The 23,762-nt window shown below is 52.8% G+C and carries 20 protein-coding genes, 1 tRNA gene and 1 pseudogene; 12 read left to right on the top strand and 10 right to left on the bottom strand.

Going from position 1 to position 23,762, the window contains the following annotated elements; all coding sequences use genetic code 11:
* Positions 1-112: 112 nt before the first annotated feature.
* The 6 genes and pseudogenes from RAL90_RS16290 to RAL90_RS06385 form a co-directional block, all read left to right on the top strand.
* Positions 113-834 (top strand): annotated as a pseudogene (locus tag RAL90_RS16290) (IS5 family transposase); the annotation flags it as partial.
* 24 nt (positions 835-858) lie between these two features.
* Positions 859-2,835 (top strand): glycosyltransferase family 2 protein, encoded by a 1,977-nt coding sequence (locus RAL90_RS06405; RefSeq protein ID WP_306254046.1) that lies wholly within the window; start codon positions 859-861, stop codon positions 2,833-2,835.
* Between the two features lie 36 nt (positions 2,836-2,871).
* Positions 2,872-3,816 (top strand): NAD-dependent epimerase/dehydratase family protein, encoded by a 945-nt coding sequence (locus tag RAL90_RS06400; protein ID WP_306253693.1) that lies wholly within the window; start codon positions 2,872-2,874, stop codon positions 3,814-3,816.
* Positions 3,817-4,144: 328 nt separating this feature from the next.
* Complete coding sequence (locus RAL90_RS06395; protein ID WP_306253692.1) at positions 4,145-4,540, top strand: transposase; 396 nt, start codon at positions 4,145-4,147, stop codon at positions 4,538-4,540.
* Positions 4,537-4,884, top strand: coding sequence for an IS66 family insertion sequence element accessory protein TnpB (gene tnpB, locus RAL90_RS06390; RefSeq protein ID WP_306253691.1), 348 nt, complete (start codon positions 4,537-4,539; stop codon positions 4,882-4,884). The genes RAL90_RS06395 and tnpB overlap by 4 nt, the downstream gene beginning before the upstream one ends.
* A 61-nt stretch (positions 4,885-4,945) precedes the next feature.
* Positions 4,946-6,460, top strand: a complete 1,515-nt coding sequence (locus RAL90_RS06385) for an IS66 family transposase (protein ID WP_306253690.1) — start codon at positions 4,946-4,948, stop codon at positions 6,458-6,460.
* 280 nt (positions 6,461-6,740) lie between these two features.
* Here the strand turns inward: RAL90_RS06385 and RAL90_RS06380 are convergent, their stop codons facing one another.
* Positions 6,741-8,948: a cyanophycinase gene (locus RAL90_RS06380; RefSeq protein WP_306253689.1), complete on the bottom strand. Its 2,208-nt coding sequence runs from the start codon at positions 8,946-8,948 to the stop codon at positions 6,741-6,743.
* Positions 8,949-8,962: 14 nt separating this feature from the next.
* Positions 8,963-11,701 (bottom strand): cyanophycin synthetase, encoded by a 2,739-nt coding sequence (gene cphA / locus RAL90_RS06375; RefSeq protein WP_306253688.1) that lies wholly within the window; start codon positions 11,699-11,701, stop codon positions 8,963-8,965.
* 216 nt (positions 11,702-11,917) lie between these two features.
* Between cphA and RAL90_RS06370 the strand changes: the two genes are divergently transcribed.
* Positions 11,918-13,051: a succinylglutamate desuccinylase/aspartoacylase family protein gene (locus RAL90_RS06370; RefSeq protein ID WP_306253687.1), complete on the top strand. Its 1,134-nt coding sequence runs from the start codon at positions 11,918-11,920 to the stop codon at positions 13,049-13,051.
* A gap of 21 nt (positions 13,052-13,072) precedes the next feature.
* Here the strand turns inward: RAL90_RS06370 and RAL90_RS06365 are convergent, their stop codons facing one another.
* Complete coding sequence (locus RAL90_RS06365; RefSeq protein ID WP_306253686.1) at positions 13,073-13,282, bottom strand: helix-turn-helix transcriptional regulator; 210 nt, start codon at positions 13,280-13,282, stop codon at positions 13,073-13,075.
* Complete coding sequence (locus RAL90_RS06360; RefSeq protein WP_306253685.1) at positions 13,283-13,714, bottom strand: hypothetical protein; 432 nt, start codon at positions 13,712-13,714, stop codon at positions 13,283-13,285.
* A 112-nt stretch (positions 13,715-13,826) separates the two neighbouring features.
* Between RAL90_RS06360 and pgsA the strand changes: the two genes are divergently transcribed.
* From pgsA to RAL90_RS06340, 4 genes are all read left to right on the top strand, one after another.
* Positions 13,827-14,366: a CDP-diacylglycerol--glycerol-3-phosphate 3-phosphatidyltransferase gene (pgsA, locus tag RAL90_RS06355; protein WP_306253684.1), complete on the top strand. Its 540-nt coding sequence runs from the start codon at positions 13,827-13,829 to the stop codon at positions 14,364-14,366.
* 76 nt (positions 14,367-14,442) lie between these two features.
* On the top strand, positions 14,443-15,123 hold the full coding sequence (locus RAL90_RS06350; protein WP_306253683.1) for a response regulator: 681 nt from the start codon (positions 14,443-14,445) through the stop codon (positions 15,121-15,123).
* Between the two features lie 3 nt (positions 15,124-15,126).
* Positions 15,127-16,434 carry an ATP-binding protein gene (locus RAL90_RS06345; protein ID WP_306253682.1) on the top strand — a complete coding sequence of 436 codons (1,308 nt, stop codon included), beginning with the start codon at positions 15,127-15,129 and terminating at the stop codon, positions 16,432-16,434.
* Between the two features lie 37 nt (positions 16,435-16,471).
* The gene (locus tag RAL90_RS06340) at positions 16,472-18,460 is read left to right on the top strand and encodes an alkyl/aryl-sulfatase (protein WP_306253681.1); all 1,989 of its coding nucleotides are present in this window, start codon (positions 16,472-16,474) and stop codon (positions 18,458-18,460) included.
* Between the two features lie 3 nt (positions 18,461-18,463).
* On the opposite strand, the gene RAL90_RS06335 is transcribed toward RAL90_RS06340, so the two are convergent.
* The 5 genes from RAL90_RS06335 to cpdR form a co-directional block, all read right to left on the bottom strand.
* Complete coding sequence (locus RAL90_RS06335) at positions 18,464-19,027, bottom strand: cytochrome b (protein ID WP_306253680.1); 564 nt, start codon at positions 19,025-19,027, stop codon at positions 18,464-18,466.
* A 27-nt stretch (positions 19,028-19,054) separates the two neighbouring features.
* On the bottom strand, positions 19,055-19,672 hold the full coding sequence (locus RAL90_RS06330) for a hypothetical protein (protein WP_306253679.1): 618 nt from the start codon (positions 19,670-19,672) through the stop codon (positions 19,055-19,057).
* A 9-nt stretch (positions 19,673-19,681) separates the two neighbouring features.
* The gene (locus RAL90_RS06325; protein ID WP_306253678.1) at positions 19,682-20,389 is read right to left on the bottom strand and encodes a HupE/UreJ family protein; all 708 of its coding nucleotides are present in this window, start codon (positions 20,387-20,389) and stop codon (positions 19,682-19,684) included.
* Between the two features lie 133 nt (positions 20,390-20,522).
* Positions 20,523-20,597, bottom strand: a tRNA-Val gene (locus tag RAL90_RS06320).
* 72 nt (positions 20,598-20,669) lie between these two features.
* Positions 20,670-21,029, bottom strand: coding sequence for a cell cycle two-component system response regulator CpdR (cpdR, locus tag RAL90_RS06315; RefSeq protein ID WP_306253677.1), 360 nt, complete (start codon positions 21,027-21,029; stop codon positions 20,670-20,672).
* Between the two features lie 215 nt (positions 21,030-21,244).
* Between cpdR and RAL90_RS06310 the strand changes: the two genes are divergently transcribed.
* The gene (locus tag RAL90_RS06310; RefSeq protein WP_306253676.1) at positions 21,245-22,147 is read left to right on the top strand and encodes an N-formylglutamate amidohydrolase; all 903 of its coding nucleotides are present in this window, start codon (positions 21,245-21,247) and stop codon (positions 22,145-22,147) included.
* 37 nt (positions 22,148-22,184) lie between these two features.
* Here RAL90_RS06310 and hisS read toward each other — a convergent pair whose 3' ends face one another.
* The gene (gene hisS / locus RAL90_RS06305) at positions 22,185-23,681 is read right to left on the bottom strand and encodes a histidine--tRNA ligase (protein ID WP_306253675.1); all 1,497 of its coding nucleotides are present in this window, start codon (positions 23,679-23,681) and stop codon (positions 22,185-22,187) included.
* Positions 23,682-23,762 lie beyond the last annotated feature (81 nt).

The raw sequence follows: 23,762 nt of genomic DNA, 5'->3' as shown, positions 1-23,762 counted from the left end.
TAGTGCACTAGGGTCTGTACCCAATTTAACTGATTGATTTGTTTGTGCAAAGCGTGATTCAGGGATTTCCGAAAGGGAGTCTTAAATGGCGCGGTTTGATTTGTCGGATGAAGAATGGGCGGTGATTGAACCGTTGTTGCCAAAGGTTAGCCGCGGCCCGAAGCGCAAAGATGATCGTACGATCCTGAACGGCATCTTTTACATTTTGCGCACAGGCGCGCCATGGCGGGACTTGCCGGAACGATATGGACCGTACACGACTGCTTACAATCGGTATAACAGGTGGGGCGAGCGCGGCGTCTGGAAGGGCATATTCGATGCGCTCGCTGAAGAATGTGAGGACAGTCTGATCTTCATAGACGCCTCGATTGTCAAAGCTCACCGCGCAGCGAGTGGCTCAAAAAGGGGGAACTGGCGGAAGATATTGGACGCTCACGGGGCGGTCGCACAAGCAAAGTTCACGTGGCCGTAGATGAAAATGGCAGGCCATTGCGCATTGAGGTCACTGGCGGCCATGTTCATGACAGCCAGGTGATGAATGTCTTCCTCGACTGGGAGATGCCGCCTCTGGCGATGGTCCTGGACAAAGCCTATGGCAGTGCGAAGATCAGGCGCGATATCGCCGATGAAGGTGCGTTGGCGGTTATTCCCGCCAAGTCCAATGCGCGCAATCCGGTCCCGCATGACACCAGCCTTTACGCCATGCGTAATATTGTCGAGCGGTTCTTCTGCAAAATGAAAGACATGAGACGGCTGGCTACACGGTTCGAGAAATCTCGAAGGAACTTCATCAACATGATATATCTCTTCGCAGCAAAATGCTGGATCAATTGAGTCCACACCCTAGATCAAAGCGCAATCGAAACAGACCCTATTGTTGTTGTTGTCGACGGCTGCCCACTAAGGCAAACGACCACGCAGATATGTCAGCGCTATTCTCGGGCTTACCCAGGAAGATTTCATTACATTTATCAAAAACAAGCCGGCGTATCTGAGGCCCGAAATTCTGGCATAAGTTGGTTATTGGAGACTAGGCCGGAGGTTCGCTATGCTTATATGCTAGATGGCGATGATATATTACCTTCCAATCATATAAGTAGCTCACTTGAAGAACTACTCTCTGCGCAAGAAAATGATGGTTGCGTATCGCACACCTACTCAGATCATCAGTTATTGGGAGCGACCGGAAAAGGAATAGTAACCCCCGCCACAGATATCAAAATTCGCTGGGCATTACAGAACCTTTCACCGCCAAACGCATTATACGATTTGCGTAAAATCAAGGACAGAGGCCTTCAATGGGATCCCAAAATGAGATCCGGCATGGAAGACTGGGACTTCTGGTGCTCTCTAAAAGATGCTGGTCTCCGCGGAGTAAAAAACGAACAAAGCTATGTCCTCTATAGAAAGATGGCCGGTAACAGAAGTTCTTTAAATCGTAAGAATGATGATCTGAACAAAGAGATTATCAGGAAAAAATACAAGAATGTTTCGGGCCTTAATGCCTACTTAACCGAGGAGAGTATCCGGTTTCCAACATGGGCCCTTTACACTGGTTCAAAATCCTTGTGGCATTTCACCTCTGACTTAGTGCAGCGAACGGGAACTTCGGCAGAGAAGTTAAATGAGGCAATTCAATATCAGATATCTCAAGAAAATTTTCCGGCAATATTGGACACTCCTTATGCGCCTAACCTGATTGGCTTCATTGAAGAGGCAACGATCAGATGGCTGCAAGAAATGAAATTACATCACTCGGTAATGTATGACCTCGAAAGAATTATCGAGGATCACGGTTTTTGCACATTAGATATAGCCGAAAGTGCTGGGAGTGAACAATGTACCTTCGTGGCAAGAAAGTCTATTTTAGATAAGGAGGGCATTCCATCGAGGTTAAAGACGAATGGAATTTTCCTTTCTCGAGATTGGTTGGATATTTCGAACAAGGATGAGTTCGGCGCCAGCATAGCAGAAAAAATTCTTCGCAAGTTAGGCGATGTCTCGCCATTCAAATCCCTGACTTTGACGGGAACCTTCACACCCCCAGGTTCTAGTTTGCAAAATTCAGTTAATCTGACCCGAGAGGTACCTTTAAATCTTTACGCAGACGTTTCAACACCTGCACCCTCTAGATTGATGACAGGTGGCTCCGTCCAAGGCGGACATAGATTTGCCAGTCATCAGAATATTTGCAAAGAATTGTTTGGCGCATGGCCAATCTTAAGGGCTCGAAACCAAGAAGAGAAAAAGTCGGCAGCGCTAGTTGTTCCAGGAAAACTGTCCCAATCTGATTGGGTGAAAATAAAAACCATTTGCACTGATAAAATCATGAACCAATATAAGGTGCATATGATTTGCTTGGGCGATATTAATTTCTCTCAACCTTCTCAGCCCTCGGGATTAGAGACCATAAATTTTCTACATCTCGGAACTTCTGATCGGATTCCGCCTGATGCATCTGGATACATTGGCACACCGAGATATGAATGGGCTAGCGAAAGAGACTTGAATAACCTTTGGGGCCATATATTACCATTTGATATGGTAATTAATTTTGTCGGCCCGATTATTTCAGGTGTTTGTGAGAAAGCAGCCTCATTTGGTACGGAATTTTGGTTGTATTATTCAGCTGAGAGCAAGTTAAGCGGCGTCGATGAGCTTTACCTTTCTGAGCAAAGAGAATGCCTGGCAGATCCGATGACAGTGCTGGCTTATGATGGTTTTTACAGCAGAATCCTTACACCAAGCAACGAAGACCAAATTTTATTATCTGCATTCGGAATTTCCGAATCTAAGGTAACAACAATGTCGCAAATAGGCTCTAACAGGGCGTAGAATTAGACATATTTCAATACGAAAGGAATACTCAAGGTGAATAAAATATTAATAACCGGCGGATGTGGTTTTATTGGAGCGAATTTAATAGCACGAATGAATGAAGTTGGTGGTTATTCCATCGTTGTGATTGATGATGAGTCCTTGGGAAAATATGAATGGATTAAAGACTTAGACGTTAAATTCATGAAGGGTTCGCTGCTTGAAAAAGATATACTCCGGTCGGCATTAGAGGGGGTAGATTCTGTGGTTCATCTGGCGGCCGATACGCGTGTTATCCCATCAATTGAAAATCCTGTTCATAATTTCGATACAAATGTTATTGGTACATTTAATCTCTTAACTGCCATGAAAGAATGCGGTGTAGAACAAATTGTCTCAGCCTCAACAGGAGGAGCAATTTTGGGTGACGTCGAACCTCCAGTTCATGAAGAAATGGTTCCAAAACCAATTTCGCCTTATGGTGCATCTAAATTAGCGTGCGAAGCGTATTGCTCTGCTTTTGCGGGCTCTTATGGATTTCTAGCTTCTTCTTTAAGATTTTCGAATGTGTACGGAATTAGATCATTTCACAAGGGTTCTGTTGTTGCTCAATTTTTCAGAAACATTCTCAACAAAATTCCTTTGACAGTTTATGGAAATGGAACCCAAACCCGTGATTATGTTTTCGCCTCTGATTTAGCTGACGGTATTATTGGTTCTTTAAACTCAAATGTAGCTGGGGTTTACCAATTAGGAACTGGCATTCCCACTTCCTTGAACGAACTAATATCAGCCATCTCTACAGTCGTTGGAGAGGAACAAATGGTGCCTGTGGAATATGTCGACTTTCGCGACGGCGAAATAAGAAATACGTATTGCGACATCTCCCGAGCTCGTGAGAGGCTAGATTACAATCCACTAACAACTCTTGATGCAGGTTTGAGGGTGACATGGAATTGGTTCGTAGAAAATCGGAGTCTATTTGAGAAAACAGGCTGAAGTCTTCTTTTTATGCTATATACCAATTTTTAACTCAAGAATACACGTTGAGTTTCTCTGTCCAGCCTCACACATAATGCACCTTCCCCATTAAACGCAGCCACGGTTCTCAGAAAATGGTTGGTTTGAAGTGGGAGTGTCACGGCGAAAGGGTAATTTTCCACGTCAAGGCAATGACGTGCTTACTAATTTCTTCGCAAATTAGCTGAAGTTGTTTTATTCCAGCCACTTACTTCAGCGTGAGCGCCCGGTGAACCCGACCTTACGCGATGTGATCTTGGGTCGCTAAGTGTCCACTTATTTTAATGGACACTTATGAAGGCACCTTATGGGCACACGCCGGAACCGTCGTTCCTGGTCTGATGACGAGAAGCGGGAGATTTGCCGACAGACGATGGTGCCGGGCGTTTCGATTGCCCAAGTGGCTCGCCGCTATGCGATGAATGCCAATCAGGTCCATACTTGGCTCAAGGATGAGCGGTTTGCCCCTGAAGGCCTTGAGGATGGTTTTCACGAGGAAGAAGACGGCGATTTCCTGGAAGTTGATCTGTCTGCCTACGCCTCGCCAGCCCCGGCCGGGTCGCCACAGCAGGTCCCGAGTATCCGCGGCCCCATATCTGCGACACGCGTTGATCTGACTTTGTCGGATGGTCGGCGTATCCTGATCGAGGGGCCAATGGCGCTTTCCGCCATCGTCGGCCTGGTCGAAGGTCTTGGCACTTGATCCCGGTTCCTTCAAACACACGCGTGTGGCTGGCGGCTGGCGTGACGGATATGCGGCGAGGCTTCAACACGCTCGCTGCGCAGGCCGAGAAGGTCCTGGCGGAAGACCCTTACTCCGGGCATTTGTTCGTGTTCCGGGGGCGTCGCGGCGACCTGATCAAAATCATCTGGTGGGATGTGCAGGGAGCCTGTTTGTTCTCAAAGCGCCTTGAGAAAGGCAGGTTTGTCTGGCCCGCCGCGAAGGACGGTAAGATCAGCATTACGCCCGCCCAGCTTTCCATGCTTCTTGAAGGGATTGATTGGCGGATGCCGCAAAAGACCTGGCGTCCTTTGAAGGTCGGATAAATTACGCCTGCTGTTTGTTTCTAGGATTCCTTGGGCATGCGAAACACCGTACAAGAACAATATGCAGAAGGACTTTGACCCAACGCTAGATGATCCCGCTGAACTGAAAGCGGCGAACAAGCTCCTCGCCGATGAGGTCAAGGCTCTGACGCTCAAGGTGGAGCAACTTCAGCATCAGCTTCACGGCCACAATCGGCATCGCTTTGGATCAAAATCAGAAAGCGCCGATCAGCTCAACCTGACGTTCGAGGAAGACGAGCAGATCGCGAAAGCGGCTGAGAGGCCAATCTCCGAAGCAACCGATACAGCCGATAAAGCGGCTCGCCAGCACAGCCGTAAACCTTTGCCTGATCATCTGGACCGGCATGAACAAGTAATCTCGCCTGGCGCTGAATGTGGCGCTTGTGGCGGCACTCTGAAGACCGTTAGCGAGGATGTGACCGAAGAGCTGGAATACGTTCCAGGCCGTTTCATCGTGAACAAGATTGTCCGGCCCCGCATGGCCTGCTCTGTCTGTGAGACCTTTGCCCAATCCCCGCTGCCATCACGGCCTATTGAACGAGGGCGACCAGGACCAGGCTTGCTGGCCTATGTGCTGGTGTCGAAGTATGCGGATCACTTGCCATTGTATCGGCAATCTCAAATCTACGCTCGTGAAGGCATCGACCTGGATCGCTCCACCATGTCCGATTGGGTGGGACGATCAACAGCGCTCCTCGAACCCTTGGCGGATCGCATTGGCCATATCGTTCGTGGCGGCAAAACGCTGTTTGCGGATGATACGCCGGTGAAGATGCAGGCACCGGGGCTCAAACGCACCAAAACGGCCAGGGTGTGGACCTATGTGCGCGACGAACGGCCGTGGGCCGGGCCTGCACCGCCATGCGCGTGGTACCAGTTCACGATTGACCGCAAGGGTGCGCATCCCGTTGATCATCTCGCCGGATACAAGGGCGTCGTGCATGCGGATGGATTCGCCGGCTTCAATGGCCTGTTCGGCAATGACAAAGCCGAAGAGCAAGCCTGTCTTGCCCATGTCCGGCGCAAATTCGCCGATGTGTTCACGGCGCAGGGCTCGTCCATTGCCGAAGAAGCCATTCGCCGGATCGCTGAGCTTTACGCCGTTGAGAAAGAAGCGCGCGGAAAGTGTCCCGCTGAACGCGAGGCCCTGCGGCAGGATAAGGCCAAGCCTATCTTCGATGACCTGGAGGAATGGCTCGGGGCGCAACTCCCAAAAATCTCCGGCAAATCACCCCTCGCCAAGGCGATCCGCTATGCCCTGGGCCGATTACCGAAAGCCCGGCCTTATCTCGGCAACGGTCATCTGGAAGCGGACAATAATGCTGCTGAACGGGCCGTGAAGCCTGTAGCCTTAGGGCGGAAAAATTGGATTTTTGCGGGCTCAGAAGGCGGCGGCAAAGCGATGGCGATCGCCTTCACTCTCATTGAAACCGCCAAGCTGAATAAGGTCGATCCGCAAGGCTGGCTCACTTGGGTTCTTGGCCAAATCGCGGACCATAAGATCACCCGCCTCGACGAACTTCTCCCATGGCGTTACGCTGCACAAGCAGCGTAACTGATCCCGCTTAAGGGCGTTAGGCCGCGTTCAACGCACGGATACACTTAAGCAGAACACTGACTATTTCTGACTGCACACATAGTGCACACAAATGCCCTTAACTAATTGTTGTTATTGCATTTTCAGTCCAGTCGATCATAGGCGCCACGCAGAAGCGATGCGACAACGCTTTATCTGTTTCCTGCAATGGTACCTTCATGGATGGCCTGACCATATCTTCCGGCCTGCGGGAATAGCAGAATATGCCCCTATTGCCAAAGCTGTTTCGGAGACATGCTCAATCGTCCTTTTCCTCGCGGGCACATTCAAGATCAACAGTCGCTGAAAGGTCCCCTGTCCGGTTAAGGCTGATTTTCACCGAATGCCTTGCAGCCGGATCGCGCCCTGATCTTTCGCGGGTATCAAGATCGACACTTTCGCGCATCAAGCCGTCTATCATCTGATCAAAAGTACTTTTCAGCTCTGTGGAGTCATCATGACGCTCCTCGTAGCCGGAGGAGAGATTCACACGATCCCCCGGCCCATACATGTTGAGTTTAACATTGCGGGCCATGAAACGTGTATCGCCTGTGTCCTTGCTTGTCGGGTCCGTTTCAATCGTCACAAAACCATGACGGCCGATAGCTGTAAGTTCCTGTCCGGATTTAACCGCAACTACGGCGCTTTCTTCACAAACACCGATACCATAGCGCTCGTTTTCCTCCGCACACGCAACAACCAGACGCCCCAACCTTTTAGCCGTGAGAATGTTCTGATCGGCGATACCGGAATCAAACAGTCCAACTCCCTCCTGGATCACCAGTCCCTGATGACCCAGGTCAGAGGCAACTCCATACCGCAAGGCTTCATAGGTGCTGCCGCCCGCAATCATGACACCTGACAGGGCAGAGACAGCACCGCTTGACGCGATCAGCGTTGCACCATGGGCATAGGCACTGGCAATCGCGCGCAGCACTTGACTTTCTTCACCTCGATGCAAGAGGGTTTCAACCAGGCGGATCTGATTCCCGCCACACATGAAAATACATTTCATGGAGGCAATCCTGTCGAGCAATTCCGGATTGCGCGCGGCATATTCCACATTGTCGATGGTTATGCCAAGATCAACGGCCTCGACCCCATGCTGCCGGAAAAAATCAACATGCTCCCTAGCCGTCCGGCGGGCCTCTGACGAGGCGGCAGCAAAAATACCCACTGGGCCTTCGCCGATGAGGTCAATTATTTCGCGCTGCTCCTTATGATCGAGATAGACCGGAGACGACCCTAACAGGACCAGTTGGGAGCGCTCATTCAGGTCCATACCGAAGCTGCGTGCACTGCGTAATTCACGGTCTGACTGGGTTGCAGGATCAAAACTCTGCTTCATGATAGAAGCCCGGAAATTGACCGCCGTCATGCGCAAGCCATCATCCGGTGTGGAAATAAGGCAGCGCGAGCTTCTCTTGACCCGGTCCAGAACCACGCGCGCACCAGTACCTGATTTCATATCAACCGCGGTGAGACTGTCCGTTGCGTAATTGGCCTGATCCCCAAGGACGAGGCGCGCCAGTAAATCGTAGACAGCATAGGCCCCAAAGGCGTTGCGTTTGGATCTGACCGGTGCGCGGTAAGCAATTTCCCGGTTACGCACCTTGCGCTTACTCTCCGCCGGGGTCATGGTATAACTTTTCAAGTCAATCAGGTCGCCGTCATCGAGATAGCTGATGCGGATATTCTCATATTGGTTAGTTTGCTGATTGATATTCGCGCGCCGCGTTTCAACATAAATGATGCCATACTCGCCGCAAACTCGAGCCTTATTGCCCTCGACCAGCAGGGCAGTATTTTCATCAATGCCGAAGCCACGCTTCTGGTTGGCGTGGGCCATCGCCACCACCAGGCGCGCCAAACGACCACGTTTGATGAAGTGCTGGTCGACCAGGCCGTGGGGAAAGAACCCCATCCCTTTGCCAACAAGCAAGCCTGGTTCATCCGGATCTTCCGTAATGCCGTGCACGACTGATTCAAAAGAAGTGCCGCCAAGAATCATGACTTTCGACATCATGGCCGCACCGGCGCTTGAGCCGGCCAGCAAGCCGCCAGCCTTGAACACTTGCCTGATGGTTTTTAGAAGAGGCGTATCCTTCCCGTTCTGGATCAGGGCACCCACAATCTTGGCCTGATCGCCACCAGTAAAGTAGATGCTACCGGCTGCCTTGACACGTTCAAGTATCTCCGGATCAAAAGCTGAACCGGAAGCATTATCGGCATGGACGGGTATGACATCCGCCGTAAAGCCATGGGCCAGAAATGCTGCTTTCGTCTCCTCCCCGACCTCAATCGGCTCGGAAGACGCTGTTGGAAAAATAGCTATCTTCCCACCGGCAAGGCGTCTCATTTCTCTGTACACGGCGCGGTTGTTATCTTCCAGCCTGCCTCCGATAATAGCCATACGCCGTGCAGGCGAGCCCTGCGCCAGTGATGTTAGCGCTGCGCTGCTAGTCATGGATGTGTGTTTCCCTAATCCTTGAGCGCCAACCAGACGCCCCGGTCGTCTTTGACGATGCGATATCCCTCAGGCACGTTAATGTCTATATCCGGCTCTGATTCTGGCTCGATTCGTTCATCAGGTTTATCTATCGGGGAGTAATAGATGATCTGCTTCCAGGTCCTGGTAATAGCAGCACAAAAGAGCAGCAGAAGATCGTTGCGCCGCGCCTGTTCAAGAGCGCGATCAACAGCCTCAACTTCATCCGGGATAACTTCAATCGCGGCCGGGTCTACCCCTGCGGCAATCAGAGCATCGCGCATCATCTCGGGAATTTCCCGCGGCGCTCTGCCACGCAGGTCATCGTCCGTGTGGCAAATATACTTGTCGAACTTTCCGGCAACTGCGTTCGCATTGGCGGTGACATCTTCGTCACGACGATCACCCGGGCACGTGACGCAGACAATACGTTTGCCACGCGGCTCCAGCCGTTCGACGAGATCAGCCATCGCAGCAATAGCCGCTTCATTGTGTCCGTAGTCCAGAATAACGCGGAAGCCATGTTCGTCAAAAACGTTCATCCGACCTGGAGACTGGTAGAACGTGTTATTGAACGTGCGCAATCCAGCGCGGATCTGATCAAGGGTTAGACCGAGCGAGTAAGACATTGCTGCCGCAAACATGGCATTTTCAACATTGTGGATGGCTTTGCCTTCAACCGTCGCGGGGATGAGATGCGTCCAGATCAACGGGATCTGGTTGTCCCGGTCATAGAGCACAATCTGCTCACCATTGGTACCGCGCTCCAGAACCACTGCGCGGTGGCCCTGCTTGATATGCTCTCGAACCAGTCCGTTATTCGGGTTCCGGGAGACATAGCAGATATGTCTGGCCTTGGTGTACTGAGCCATTTGCAATGTATGAATATTATCGGCATTCAGAACAGCCGTATCGCGCGCCACTTCAACGACGAGGCGTTTAACCCTGGCAAGGTCATCAAGCGTTTCAACGCCGCCCATGCCAAGGTGGTCAGAACTTACATTCAACACCGCACCCACATCGCAATATTGATAGCCCAGGCCAGCACGGACAATACCGCCACGCGCTGTTTCCATGACAGCAATATCAACATCAGGATCCCTCAGCACCATGCTGGCCGCCATCGGCCCAGTCATGTCGCCTTTTACAGTGACGTTGCCGTCAATCGAAACAGCATCGGTACTGGTCTGTCCGACGACATGGCCTGACATTTTCAGGATATGTCCCAGCATCCGGGACGTTGTTGTCTTGCCATTCGTGCCTGTCAGCGCCGCGATGGGGATACGGCTGGGAGTACCGGGCGGAAAGAGCATATCCATGACGGCACCGCCAACATCTCTGGGCGTCCCTTCAGATGGAGAAATATGCATCCGAATGCCTGGCCCCGCATTGATCTCACATATTGCACCGCCGGTTTCTCGGTAACTCTTGGTAATGTCTGTGGTCAGAAAGTCGACACCGCCAATATCAAGCCCGACCGCCTTGATAGCGCGCTCCGCCATGAACTTGTTGTCCGGGTGAATCGTATCGGTGACATCGACCGCAGTGCCCCCGGTAGAAAGGTTGGCTGTTCTGCGCAGATATGCAACCTGCCCTTCTTCCAGCACCGCTTTCGTATCCAGCTGCTGTTCACGGAGCATTTTCTGAGCACCCTGATCAAGCTCCAGACGTGTCAGCATATTTTCGTGCCCAACGCCACGGCGGGGATCCTGATTTTCCCGTTCAACGAGTTCATCAATGGTTGAACGGCCATCGCCTTTCACATGAGCGGGCACTCTTTTGGCTGCTGCCACCAGCACACCGTTCACAACAAGGAGGCGATGATCTGCGCCCTCGATCATTTTCTCGACGATCACGCCAGAGCCATGCTCAACTGCCTTGTCAAAGGCATCCAACACGTCTGCTTCACGGTCCAGATTGATGGAAACACCGCGCCCGTGATTACCATCCACCGGCTTTACGACAACCGGATACCCGATGCGTTCAGCCGCCGCGACAGCTTCGATACTGTTACGCACATATTTCTGCTCTGGTACCGGCAGGCCAAGGTCATATAATAACTGTGTACAGAATTCCTTGTCCTTGGCGATATCCACAGCGATAGAGGCCGTCTGGCTGCTCAGGGCCGCTTCAATACGCTTCTGATAGCGCCCTTGCCCCAACTGGATAAGGCTGTCCTGGTTGAGGCGTATCCATGGAATGTCCCGTTCCTCAGCTGCCTGCACAATCGCCATGGCAGAAGGTCCAAGGCTGCGACGTGACGCAAAATGGAAGAAGTCATCGATTTCGTCTGCCAGGTTGAATTTCCCGCTGGGTGACGGATCAATAAGTTCGAGAACAATCAGCCGCGCCAGATCCCCTGCTTCAAGGCCAATACGCCGCGAGACATATCCGAACAGGACTTCCCTGACGCCCTCCTCACCAGACGGTTCCGAGCGGGCGATATTGACGGGTGCAGCAGCCAGCTTCTGGAGCGTTACAGCAACCCGCGCAACCAGCTCGCCCAGATCACAGTCCGGCGCATCGCGCAATCGATCCAGAAACAACTCACCCGTATCAGTTTCTTCCTGAGCTAGTCCAGGCAGTGCCTTCACCAGCGGATCGAGCAAACTGTCACCGAAATCTGCTGCCCGGCGCCCGGCATACTTGCCGAAATCAATCGTGAACCGCATCAGCGGTTTCTGGGAAAATATATTCGGCCCTACATAAACGGACGAGGAAAGCAGTTTCATGATGAGCTCCTGGCAATCAGACGGGTCATGCGGACAACAGTCTGATCTGCGCAATATGTTGTCATTTTATTTGCGGCCTTTGTGATATGATTTCAACATTTATGACCCCCGTCAATTGCTGCAATGCGAAAGAAGTAGTTATAAGCCCGGAAACAGACGAGACTGAAGCCTGTGCCGGCAAAAGCAGCGCTGCAGCATTACGTGGATAGAGACAGCATGACTGAAAGCATCATTGAAGAAAGCCCCGTTGAAAAAACCGCATCGGCCTATCGACGTGAAACGATCGAACTGGGCGAAGACCGTGCGGGCAAAAGACAGCGACTTGATGTGCTTCGCTTCGGCTCACCGGGTGCCCGCCCCAAGGCTTATTTACAGACAGCCCTGCATGCCGATGAACTGCCGGGCATGTTGATCATGCGCAAACTGATCGAGCGTCTCTCCGAATTCGCGACGCAAGGAAAGATCAAAGGTGAAATTGTGCTGGTGCCGGTGGCAAATCCGATCGGTCACGCGCAGATCGTCGGACAATATATGCAGGGGCGTGTTGAAGATGGCACAGACAGGAACTTCAACCGGGGTTTTCCGAACCTTGCTGAACTCGTGCGCGATCGGGTGAACGGCAAGCTGGGCGAAGATGCTGATGAAAATGTTGCTGTCATTCGCCGGGAAATGCGCGAAGCACTCACAGACACTACTTGCACCGATGCGTTCGAAAAACTCCAACTTACACTTATGGAAAATGCAAGTGATGCTGATATTGCGCTCGATCTTCATGCAGATAATCATGCGCTATTGTACCTTTATACGAATAAAAGGTCATGGCCGGATGCAACGGACCTCGCTGCCGAATTAGATGCGCGCGCCGTATTACTTTCCGGTTATTCTGGCGATGGATCATTCGATGAGTCCTGCGGCGGACCCTGGCTTCTGCTATCAGAAATGTTCCCGGATCACCCTGTTCCCCAAGCCTGCCTTTCCTCCACTCTTGAATTAAGATCCAACAACGACGTATCAGGAACATTCGCCAGACGGGACAGTGAGGCATTGATACGCTTCCTTCAGCATCGTGGTTGCCTCGCGGGAGAGCCGGGTGCCCTGCCAAGACTGCTTGGAAACGCGATCCCCGTAGAAAATATGCACCGGCTTACGGCCTCTATTGAAGGTGTCGTTGATTACAAACTGAAACCCGGGGACAGCGTGAGAACGGGCGACCTGATCGCAGAGATCATTCCTGTGACTGGCGAAATAGAACTGATATTATCGCCGCTCGACGGTCTTATCATCGCACTGCATGACCAGACCTGGGCCTGGCCGGACAAGATGATCGGCAAACTCGTCGGGGCCACCTGAATGGAACTGCTATAGGCAATTTCATTCAGGCAACTGGAACAGATCTTCAACGCGCGTTCCAAGGACACTGGCTAACGTCAAGGCAAGGATGGTGGATGGGATAAACACGCCATTTTCAACTGTGTTAATTGTCTTGCGGCTGACACCAGCCTTCTCCGCCAGATCAGCCTGTGTCAGGCCCTGCTGTGTGCGAAACTCTTTCAATCTGTTATGAAGTCTGTCTGAAGACATTCAGGCACGCTCCAGAGCCGCAAAGCAGAACATTGGCGCGACCACGCCGACCACTAGGACGAGATGCGCCGCTTCAACACCTTTCACAGGCTCAAAAAGAGCCAGCGCAAAGACTGTCGCTGCGGTCAGCATCATGGCGATATAACCAACCGTATAAGCCCTGCCACGGTTGGCCCGGACAAGTTCGTCATTCAAGGCGGCGTTAACATCACGCTTGAGGGAAAACCTGCTCCATGGGCCAACCAGATAAACCAGAATAAGAATCCAGACGGCAAAGCCTGTCACTGAAACCAGCCCGGCCCAGCCGGCCGCTGCTTCAGCCAGTCGCTCGCTCTTGTCCATCATCGGCACCTGCCAGGCCAGAAAGCTGGCCGCTGACATCATCAGTAAGATTCGACGTATCCTGGATAATCTCTCAACCTTGTTTTCCATCAGTCATTCTCCTGTGTAACCTATGGGTAACATTTATACATCGACGAATGTAACGTCAAGGTGACATCGAAAAATCTTTTCCTGATGCCGGGATCACCGTAAGGCTGTGGATATGGCGAATACCCTGACCCTGATACGCATCGCACTGATCCTGCCGCTGGTAATATGCCTCATGCAGGACGCTCTTGTTTGGCGCTGGCTTGCTGTAGGATTATTTGTGCTGGCCGGTATCAGCGACTTCCTTGACGGCTTCATTGCCCGACGGACACAGACAACATCCGCGCTTGGGGCGGCGCTTGACCCGATAGCTGACAAGCTGCTGACCGCTGCGGTACTCCTGATGCTGATCGCAGATGGGACGCTCACAGGTTTTGACATGATCCTTGGCCTGATAATGATCCTCCGTGAAATCTGGATTTCCGGGTTGCGTGAGGCACTTGCTGGTCGGACACCGCTGGTCGTAACAGCGCTGGCGAAATGGAAAACGGCGGCGCAATTCCTCGCCCTTGGATTTTTGTTAATGCCGGTAACCAGTCTCAGCCGCGAAGCAGGAATATTCTTCCTCTGGGCGGCAGCAGCTTTGACGATCTGGACGGGTGCCCAATATACACACCTGGCCATTGGTCAACTATCAGGGAAATCAGGCCGGTGAACACTCCTCACCCGCCCCGTCTCATATATGCCTTGAGCCTATTCTCACATCTATCGGTCACTGCTAGTGTCTGACCATGGATGAAGCGGCACCCCATATTCTTGTTGTTGACGACGATGATCGTATTCGCAGCCTGCTGAAGCGGTTTCTGAAAGAACAAGGCTACCCCACCACAGCAGCAGCGAGTGCCGAAGAGGCGCGTGGCATGCTGGAGGGGTTAAGTTTCGATCTTATGATCGTTGATGTCATGATGCCGGGCGAGAATGGTTTTGAGCTGACGCAATCCCTGCGGGCCAGTTCCAATGTGCCGATCATCCTGCTGACAGCGCGCGGCGAACCGGAGGACCGTATCGAAGGCCTTGAGCGCGGCGCTGACGATTATCTCGCCAAACCATTCGAGCCACGTGAATTGCTGTTGCGTGTCCGTAACCTCCTGAAGCGCGGCGAGCGCGATGCCGGTCGCCGCACGGAGTTTACTTTTGGCCGATGCCGGTTCAACCCGGAGAAAGGCGAGCTGCGCCGCGATGATGAAGTGGTGAAACTAACATCCGGGGAACTTTCCTTGCTGCGCGTGCTGGTGCAGAAACCTGGTGCGCCGATTTCACGCGCTGCCCTGGCTGAAAAAACATCAGCGGCACTGGACCGCTCGATTGATGTGCAGGTCACACGCTTGCGCAAGAAAATCGAACAGGACCCGCGCACACCACTTCTTTTACAGACGGTGCGCGGCGTCGGCTACGCCCTGATGGTGGACTGAGCGATGCTGCGCCAGATCATGCCCAAAGGGCTTTTTGCCCGTACCTTCCTGATCGTTGTGTTTCCGATTTTCCTCACGCAGGTCATCATCACGGTCATCTTTTTCAGTCGGCACTGGGAAGAGGTGAGCGGCAATCTCTCGGCAAACTCTGCCGGGAATATCGCGCTGGTCACACAGTTATGGCGGCAGGCAGGCAATGATGCGGCACGTGACCAGATTGGCTCCCTCGCACGAGAAGAGCTGGATATGGCAATCCGCTTTGAGCCGAATGCGCAAATTCCCCCGAATGACAAACGCGGTTTTTTTGCCGTCAACAGTTCGACCCTTGATGCGCGCCTGTCCGAAGCACTGGACAGACCCTACTGGTTCAACGTGGCCGGGTTCAGGCATTATGTTGAAGTGCGGGTACAGCTCGATGACGGGTATCTGGTTTTTCTGGTATTGCGTGAACGCATGTACACAGACAATGCCTGGGTATTCATTCTCTGGCTTTTTGTCACAACGCTGCTGCTCGGATATATTTCCATCGTATTCATGCGCAATCAGGTCCGCTCCATTACACGGCTGGCTGATGCAGCTGAAGCGTTTGGGCGGGGCCGGGACATGCCCGAATACAAGCCTTCCGGCGCACGGGAAGTCCGCGCCGCCGGAGCCGCATTTCTCGCCATGCGCCAACGGATCAAGCGCTATATCAACCAGCGAACGAGTATGCTGGCTGGTGTAAGCCATGATTTGCGCACCCCCCTCACCCGGATGAAACTTGCCCTCGCCATGATGCCGGAAAGCGAAGACACCGCGGAGATGAAAGCAGACGTGACCGAGATGGAGCAGATGCTCGAAGAATACCTTGCCTTTTCGCGGGACCAGTCTCGCGAAGAACCGGTATTATTCGATCTGCGCACGCTTGCAGAAGAAATCGTCAGCGATACCGAGCGGACTGGCCACGCGCTGGAACTGGATATGCCCCCAATACTTGAAATAGATGCGCGCCGACAGGCCCTGAAGCGGGCCATTGCCAATCTGGTTTCAAATGGTTTCAAACATGCAGGCAAAGTCGTATTATCGGCGATAAAGCGAGACGATATCATCCATATCATTGTCGATGATGACGGGCCGGGCATCACGCCTGATCAATATGATGAGGCGTTCAAACCGTTTTCCCGACTGGATGAAGCCCGCAGCCAGAATATTGCCGGTGTTGGGCTGGGACTGACTGTCGTGCGTGATGTAGTGCGGGCACATGGCGGCGAAGTCGTGCTGGACAGGTCGCCTCTGGGCGGCTTGCGTGCAAGCATGCGCCTGCCAGTATAAAAATACCAGAATGAGCCAGAGAATAGAGGGGGTAAAAATGCTCAATAAACTGAATTCCATGATGTTTGTCTTCTGCCTGAGCCTTGCCGCATGTGCTGAGGGTGAAAACGCGCCCGCTATACCTCAAGAGAGCTTTGAACAGCCGCCAGCAGGCGTGGCGACGGCCGCCACACGCGCCGCAAATGCGTCTTTTGCCGCTAGCCTGCCACTCGAGGATCAAGCCGACTTTGAGGACGCAAGTCGCGGCTTTCTGGCAAAAATAGAAGATGACGCCATCCTGTCAGACAATGGCGCCGTCGTCTGGAATATCAGACAGTTCGACTTTCTGACAGGCGCCGCGCCAGCAACCGTCAATCCTTCACTCTGGCGGCAGGCAAAACTGGCGTCCCAGCATGGGCTTTTTCAGGTCACAGAGGGTATCTGGCAGGTGCGTGGCTATGATCTTGCCGTCATGACGATTATTGAAGGCAGGACCGGCTGGATTATTGTTGACCCTCTGACGACCGTGGAAACCGCCGCCGCCGCTTTAGGCCTTGCCAACAGCACATTGGGCACGCGCCCCGTCAGTGCGGTCATCTATACGCATTCCCACGTGGATCATTTCGGCGGTGCACGCGGCGTCATCAATGAAGAAGATATTGCCGCGCGTGGTGTACCGGTGATTGCCCCTGCCGGTTTTGCCGATCATGCCATTACGGAGAATGTGCTCGCCGGGAACCACATGTCGCGCCGGGCTATCCTCATGTTTGGCTCCAGCATTGCCCGCGGTGAAACCGCGCATGTCAGTTCCGGGTTGGGACCGGGCTTGCCGCGTGGCAGCATAAGCCTTGTGCTGCCAACAGAAGAAGTGCGATCTGGCACACGGATCATTGATGGCGTAACTTTTGAGTTCATAGATGCCGCTGGTACCGAAGCTCCTGCGGAATTCATGTTCTACCTGCCAGAGAAACGCGCACTTTGCACCGCAGAAGTTGCGAGCGGAACTTTCCATAACGTACTCACCCCACGCGGCGCGAAAGTGCGTGATGCTCTTGCCTGGTCTCGCGTGATTGACAGTGTACTGGCAGAATATGGCGACCGGTCAGATGTTGTTTTTGCCTCCCACCACTGGCCAACCTGGGGCGCGGAAAATGTCCGAGCCCATCTGACAGGCCAGCGTGATATTTATCGCTATGTTCACGACCAGACGCTGCGTCAGGCGAATACTGGCGCCACCATGACCGAAGCTGCTGAAACGCTCAAAGATCCCTCTTTTGCATATAATGACTTCAGTACACGTGGGTATTATGGTACGCTCAATCATAACGCGAAAGCCGTTTATCAGCATTATTTCGGTTGGTGGAGCGGCAACCCTTCAGATTATCACGCACTGCCCTCAGAAGTGACGGCATCGCGTTATGTCGAAGCAATGGGCGGCAGCAGCTCCGTTCTTGAGCTTGGTAAAAGTGCGTTTGAGCAAGGCGATTACCGCTGGGCCGCTGAGCTTCTCAATCATCTGGTCTTTGCAGACCCTGCCGATGCAGCGGCACGCGATTGGCTTGCAGCTACCTTCGAACAGCTCGGCTTTCAGACAGAAAGCGGCGCGTGGCGCAGTTATTATCTGGTTGCAGCAAGTGAACTACGTAATGGTCTGCCCGAGGGGCTTAATCCGCAGCTCTCCAATCCCGAATTCGTCCGTGCCGTGCCGACTATGGACCTGTTCAACGCCATGGCAGCGCGGTTCAACCCGGCGAAAATGAACCGACAGCCTTATGTCATAAATTTCGTCTTTAGTGATACTGACGAGCAGATTGCCGTTCATGTCAGTCCGGATGTGATCGTCCCACGCAGCGGCGCTGCCGCCGAGCCAAAAGCAAGCGTGCAAATGAGCCGCGAGACTTTTGACAGTATTCTGCTGGGCACCGGGAATGTTCCGGCTCTTACACTCTCCGGCAAGATTTACATTTCGGGTGATGCGCTATCTGTGCGCGCCTTCCTCAACTCTCTGGATCAACCGGCCTTCTGGTTTCCGATTGTCACACCGTAGTCTCTAGCTTCGCTTTTTCAATGACGGGATCATCCGTGTCAGGACTGCATCACGATTGACAAAATGATGTTTCAGCGCTGCTGCGACATGTAGCACAATAAGGACGACGGCTGCGATTGCCATATAGTTGTGAACATCCTTGAAAAACGCTTCCAATGCCTCAGTTTGAGGTATGCCCGGAAAATGTGGCCACGGAATAATCTTGAAGATCATGGTATCAATGTTCATAGGTGATGCCGAGACCATGAGCCAACCAGCCATCGGAATACCAATCATCAAGACATAAAAGAGAATATGCGTCGTTTTTGACACCAAGCGCTCCCATGGCTCCATGCCGGATGGCAATGGCGGCGGTGTGTGTGTCAGGCGCCAGCCAAGGCGCGCGAGAGACAACAGGAGCACGATAATACCGAAAGACTTGTGCAACTGATAAATCTCAAAGCGGAAGGAAATCGGCTGAAGCTGCCCCATTATCTCCCCACCGATCAACTGGGCGATAATCAGAACAGCGATAACCCAATGCAGCGTGATGGCAACATTAGTATATTGCGTTGACTGTGTTGACATGACCCCTGCTCCACTTTCTCGTCATTCTCAGAACTCTGCAGAGTGCACGATTGCGCCCTCTACTGCACGATACATCTCCTGATGATTGTCGTAAAACCCGCTGATTTTCAACGTCAGCGTGACAGGCCGCTCCTCTAGATTCAGGAAGAACCACCCATGATAGCCCGGGAAGCCTGCGTTAAAGACACCACTTTGTGCCGCCAGTTCTCCCTCGCCATATGAGCGCTCAAAACCCTCAGGATACTCATCTGCATCAGCCGATGCGGGATGTCCGTGAAAGTCGAAATAGACACCACCGTTTGGTGTCTCACCTTCGACTTCCCATGAATAGACAAAACCACCGCCCGCCGACAGAAAAGCCTTATGCTCAACTTCACCGAACTCTTCAATCTCTATGCGAATGGTCTCTGTTTTGAATTGCCCGGTATAAACACCGATGCCGGCCCCCTCGCCAGGCCCGCCGTGATCATCATGGTGACCTGCAAGCTTTGTCAGCCCGGTCACGCGCCCGAAGCCTGTTGGATCAACTCCGTACTCTGCCGGCAGAACAGCGAGGATCAGCAACACAAAAGCACCAAGTGACGCAAGGCCAAGATATTTCGGCAGGTTTTTTGTCTGGTTTTCAGGGTCTTGTTTTTTCGTCATTATCAGCTCCTAAAATAACAAGCCAGCCAGCTGCATCATGGTCAGCAGCACGCCTGCTGCAAAGAGCAAGATATTGGCCCAGCGGGAAATGCCGTCATAATTCTCTCGCCCACGCAGATAGATGAAAAGCAAGAACAGAAAGGTCAGTGCCAGGACCTGCCCAATTTCCACGCCGATATTAAAGCTTAGCATATTTGGCACAAGACCATTGGGCGACAACTCAAGATCCTGCAGCTTTGTAGACAGTCCGAAACCGTGCACCAGGCCAAAACCAAAGACAGCAATTTTCGGGTCCAGGGCAATGCCTGTATATTTCTTCAGAACACCAAGGTTCTCCAAAGCCTTGTAGCAGACCGAGAGGCCGATAATCGCATCCACAATATACGCATTGATATGAATGCCTGCCAGAACACCAAACAGCAACGTGATGGAGTGGCCAATCGCGAAGAGACTGACAAATTTAATAACGTCCTGCGGACGCTGAAGAAAGAATATCACGCCCGCAAGGTAAAGCAGATGATCGTACCCCGTGACCATATGCTTGGCGCCGAGATACATGAACGGAAAAGGGTGAAAGCCGTCTGCACTTGTGATGAATGCCTGGTCGTGCCCTTCGACACCATGCGCAAAAGCAACGCCCTGCAAAACCAAGATAAGCAGAAGGCTGACACCTGCAAAAATCAGAGACCTGGATTCAGGAGAAACTGTATAGCTCACACGTCTGCTTTCTGTGGATGCTGCGACCTAGTCGAAAGAATTGGAATATCATGCACTGCCTGATATTGGCGATACTGCCACAGGCCGCTTACCTGCGCCACGTTCAAATATCGTTCTGGATGAAGGGTTTTGATGGTGGGCGTACGTAGGATCGAACTACGGACCTCTTCCATGTCAAGGAAGCGCTCTACCACTGAGCTATACGCCCGCTTGCCGAAGATGGCAGACAGACGGGCTAGATAGCGAGACAGAAAAGGCTTTGCAAGTGCCAATGCACTGATCAGGCAGCAATCATGCGATCAACTTCACTGACCAGGTCTTTCAGGTGAAATGGCTTGGACAGAACCTTTGCGTCCTGCGGTGCCTGATTCGCCGGATTCAAAGCCACTGCAGCAAAACCGGTAATGAACATGATTTTCATCTCTGGGTCGATTTCAGATGCCCGGCGGGCAAGTTCGATTCCATCCATGACCGGCATAACAATATCCGTCAGGAGCAGATCAAATTCGCGTAATTGAAGTTCAGTCAGGGCTTCGTCTCCCTGAGAAGCATCCACAACTACATGCCCTGCTTTTTCAAGCGCCTTCCGGAGAAAGCCACGCATGCTGTCATCATCTTCCGCCAACAGAATTGCCGCCATGTCCCAAACCTCTCTTCATTCCTTACCGGAGCATACCAATACTATTTTCTATAACTACCCCAACCAGCCTTAACGTCGCCTTAACTGAAAACACTTCCTTAGTGATGACGCTAAAAAATCACGCCACAAGGCACTTGCAGTAGCCGTGACGCGGTTTTCAGCTATAATTTGAGCAAGTGAAAGCGCAAAGCATAGTGCAGGAATTGAGCAGCAGCATGAGCGATACTGGTGAAGAAGAACGCCTGTCAGTCCGACCGGTCGAACTGATCGCGCCGACTGTCCAGACTTCGCCTTTTATTTTTGCCTCGCCACATTCCGGGCGGCGCTATCCTGCTTCTTTCGTCAATCGCAGCAGCCTTGATCTGATGAGCTTGCGCCGGTCCGAAGACAGCTATGTGGACCTTCTTGTAGACATGGTGCCGAGCCTGGGGGCACCCCTTATCAAGGCGTTGTTCCCGAGAGCCTATGTGGATGTGAACCGGAGCGAAAAAGAGCTTGATCCGCTGGTTCTGTCGGGCCGTCTGCCCGAAGACAGCGACACGCGCTCCAGCCGGGTTCTTGCAGGTTTTGGCGTTATTCCACGACTGGCAGCCAACGGGCAGGAAATATATCCAACCCGCCTGCCTGTGCGTGACGCCCTGCAGCGACTGGAGCTGTTCTATAAGCCTTATCATCAGATGCTACAGGAGACGATTGATCGAACGGTGCAGCAATTTGGCTGCGCTATCATCATTGACTGTCACTCGATGCCTTCACAGGAATCCTGGCGCCGTCCCGGCAAAAGACTGCCGGAAATGGATTTTGTTTTGGGGGATCGCTACGGGGCCTCCTGTGCACCCGGGCTACTCAGTTTGACCCAGAACCTGATGATGGAGGCCGGGTACCGGGTGAGCCGGAACGCACCCTATGCTGGCGGTTATGTGACACAGAATTATGGCCAGCCCCAGACCGGGGTTCATGCCTTGCAGATCGAGATCAATCGCAGATTGTACCTTGATGAAACCCGCATCACCCGCACAGCCGGTTTTGAACCACTACGCTCCATGCTGCGGCAGATCCTGACCGAATTGATGCAGATTGATCCTGCTGCCTTGCAGATTTCCCAGGCTGCAGAATAGTTTTCTACTTACAGACTGATAGCCGCTAAAAGAGACATCATCGCTCTGTCGACTGCCCTCTCGATAATACATCCTTCACAGCATCCACCATCTTCTCACGGGGTACGCTGAATTGTGCCGGTTGGTCTTCGCGCCATTGTCTATTGTCAGTAATTTCTGCAGCCAGTTTTTCGCCCAGCACCAGGTCCTTGAGCGTCACCTCTCCTTTGGCGCGCTCATCCTCACCTTGAATGATGGCCATAGGACTGCTGCGCCTGTCAGCATATTTCATCTGCTTGCCGAAATTGCCACTACCGACAAAAACTTCTGCGCGCAGACCAGCAGCGCGTAACTCTGCCGCCATCTTCTGATATGCTGGCATTTGGTCCTTATCCATGGCCATCACGACAATCGGGCCGTTGCCGGTGTCCGTTACGTGGCCACGCGCCTGCAACGCTGACAAAAGCCGCGATACGCCCACGGAACACCCCACAGCCGGTACTTCCTGACCGCGGAAGCGCTTGACCAGATCATCATAGCGTCCCCCACCGCCAACAGACCCAAAGCGCACCGGACGACCTTTCTCGTCTTCCACCTCGAATGTCAGATCAGCTTCAAATACCGGCCCCGTGTAATATTCCAAACCACGCACAATCGATAAATCAATCTGTACCCTGCTTTCATCGCAGGACAGTGCTGTCAGCACCTCAGCTATCTTTTCCAGATTTTCGACGCCCTGCATTCCGTCAGAGCTTTCGCCAATCAAATCGCGCAAGGCAGCACAAGTTGCCGCGTTACTGTCCTTCGTGGCAGCCATGAAGGCCATAACCACATCTGCCTGTGCAGCCGACAGACCGGCGCCTTGTGTGTAATCGCCGCTTTCATCTTCACGCCCATCGCCCAGAAGAAGGCGCACACCTTCCTCACCCAGACGATCCAGTTTATCCATTGCCCGCAAGACCCCAAGACGTTTGGCAGCCATGTCCTCCCCTGCAAGCCCCGCAACTTCCAGAAGGCCATTCATAGCCTTGCGATCAGAAACGCGGATCACGTAGTCACCACGCGGCACCCCGGCAGCCTCCACAGCATCCGCAAACATCATGCATATTTCAGCATCCGCAAACGGAGCCGGCGCGCCGACAATATCAGCATCACATTGCGTGAATTCGCGATACCGACCCGGTCCCGGCTTTTCATTACGCCAGACCCGCCCGACCTGATAGCGGCGGAAGGGCTTTGGCAGAGCGTCATAATGCTCCGCGACAAACCTTGCCAATGGCGCCGTCAAGTCATAGCGCAGGCTCATCCATTGCTCATCGTCATCCTGCAGGGAAAAAACCCCCTGACCCGGACGATCCACATCAGGCAGGAACTTGCCCAGCGCATCAGTGAATTCGAACGCCGGTGTTTCCAGCGGATCGAACCCATATGCCGCATAGACTGCCTGGATGCGCGTCAGCATGGCCTGCTCTGCCAGAATTTCCTGACCAAGCCTGTCTGCGAAGCCACGCGGCTTACGCGCTTTCGGTTTGAACGTTTTCTGTTTCTTGCTCATGAAGCCCAGCTAATGTTGTGACAAGCGGCGTTGGTAGCCAATGCTGCAACGCGGATCAATGCCGGACTGCGCCACTGCCCA

The sequence above is a fragment of the Parvularcula sp. IMCC14364 genome (genome assembly GCF_030758415.1).
Lineage (GTDB): Bacteria > Pseudomonadota > Alphaproteobacteria > Caulobacterales > Parvularculaceae > Aquisalinus.
This window is presented reverse-complemented; position numbering and strand designations above follow the sequence as displayed.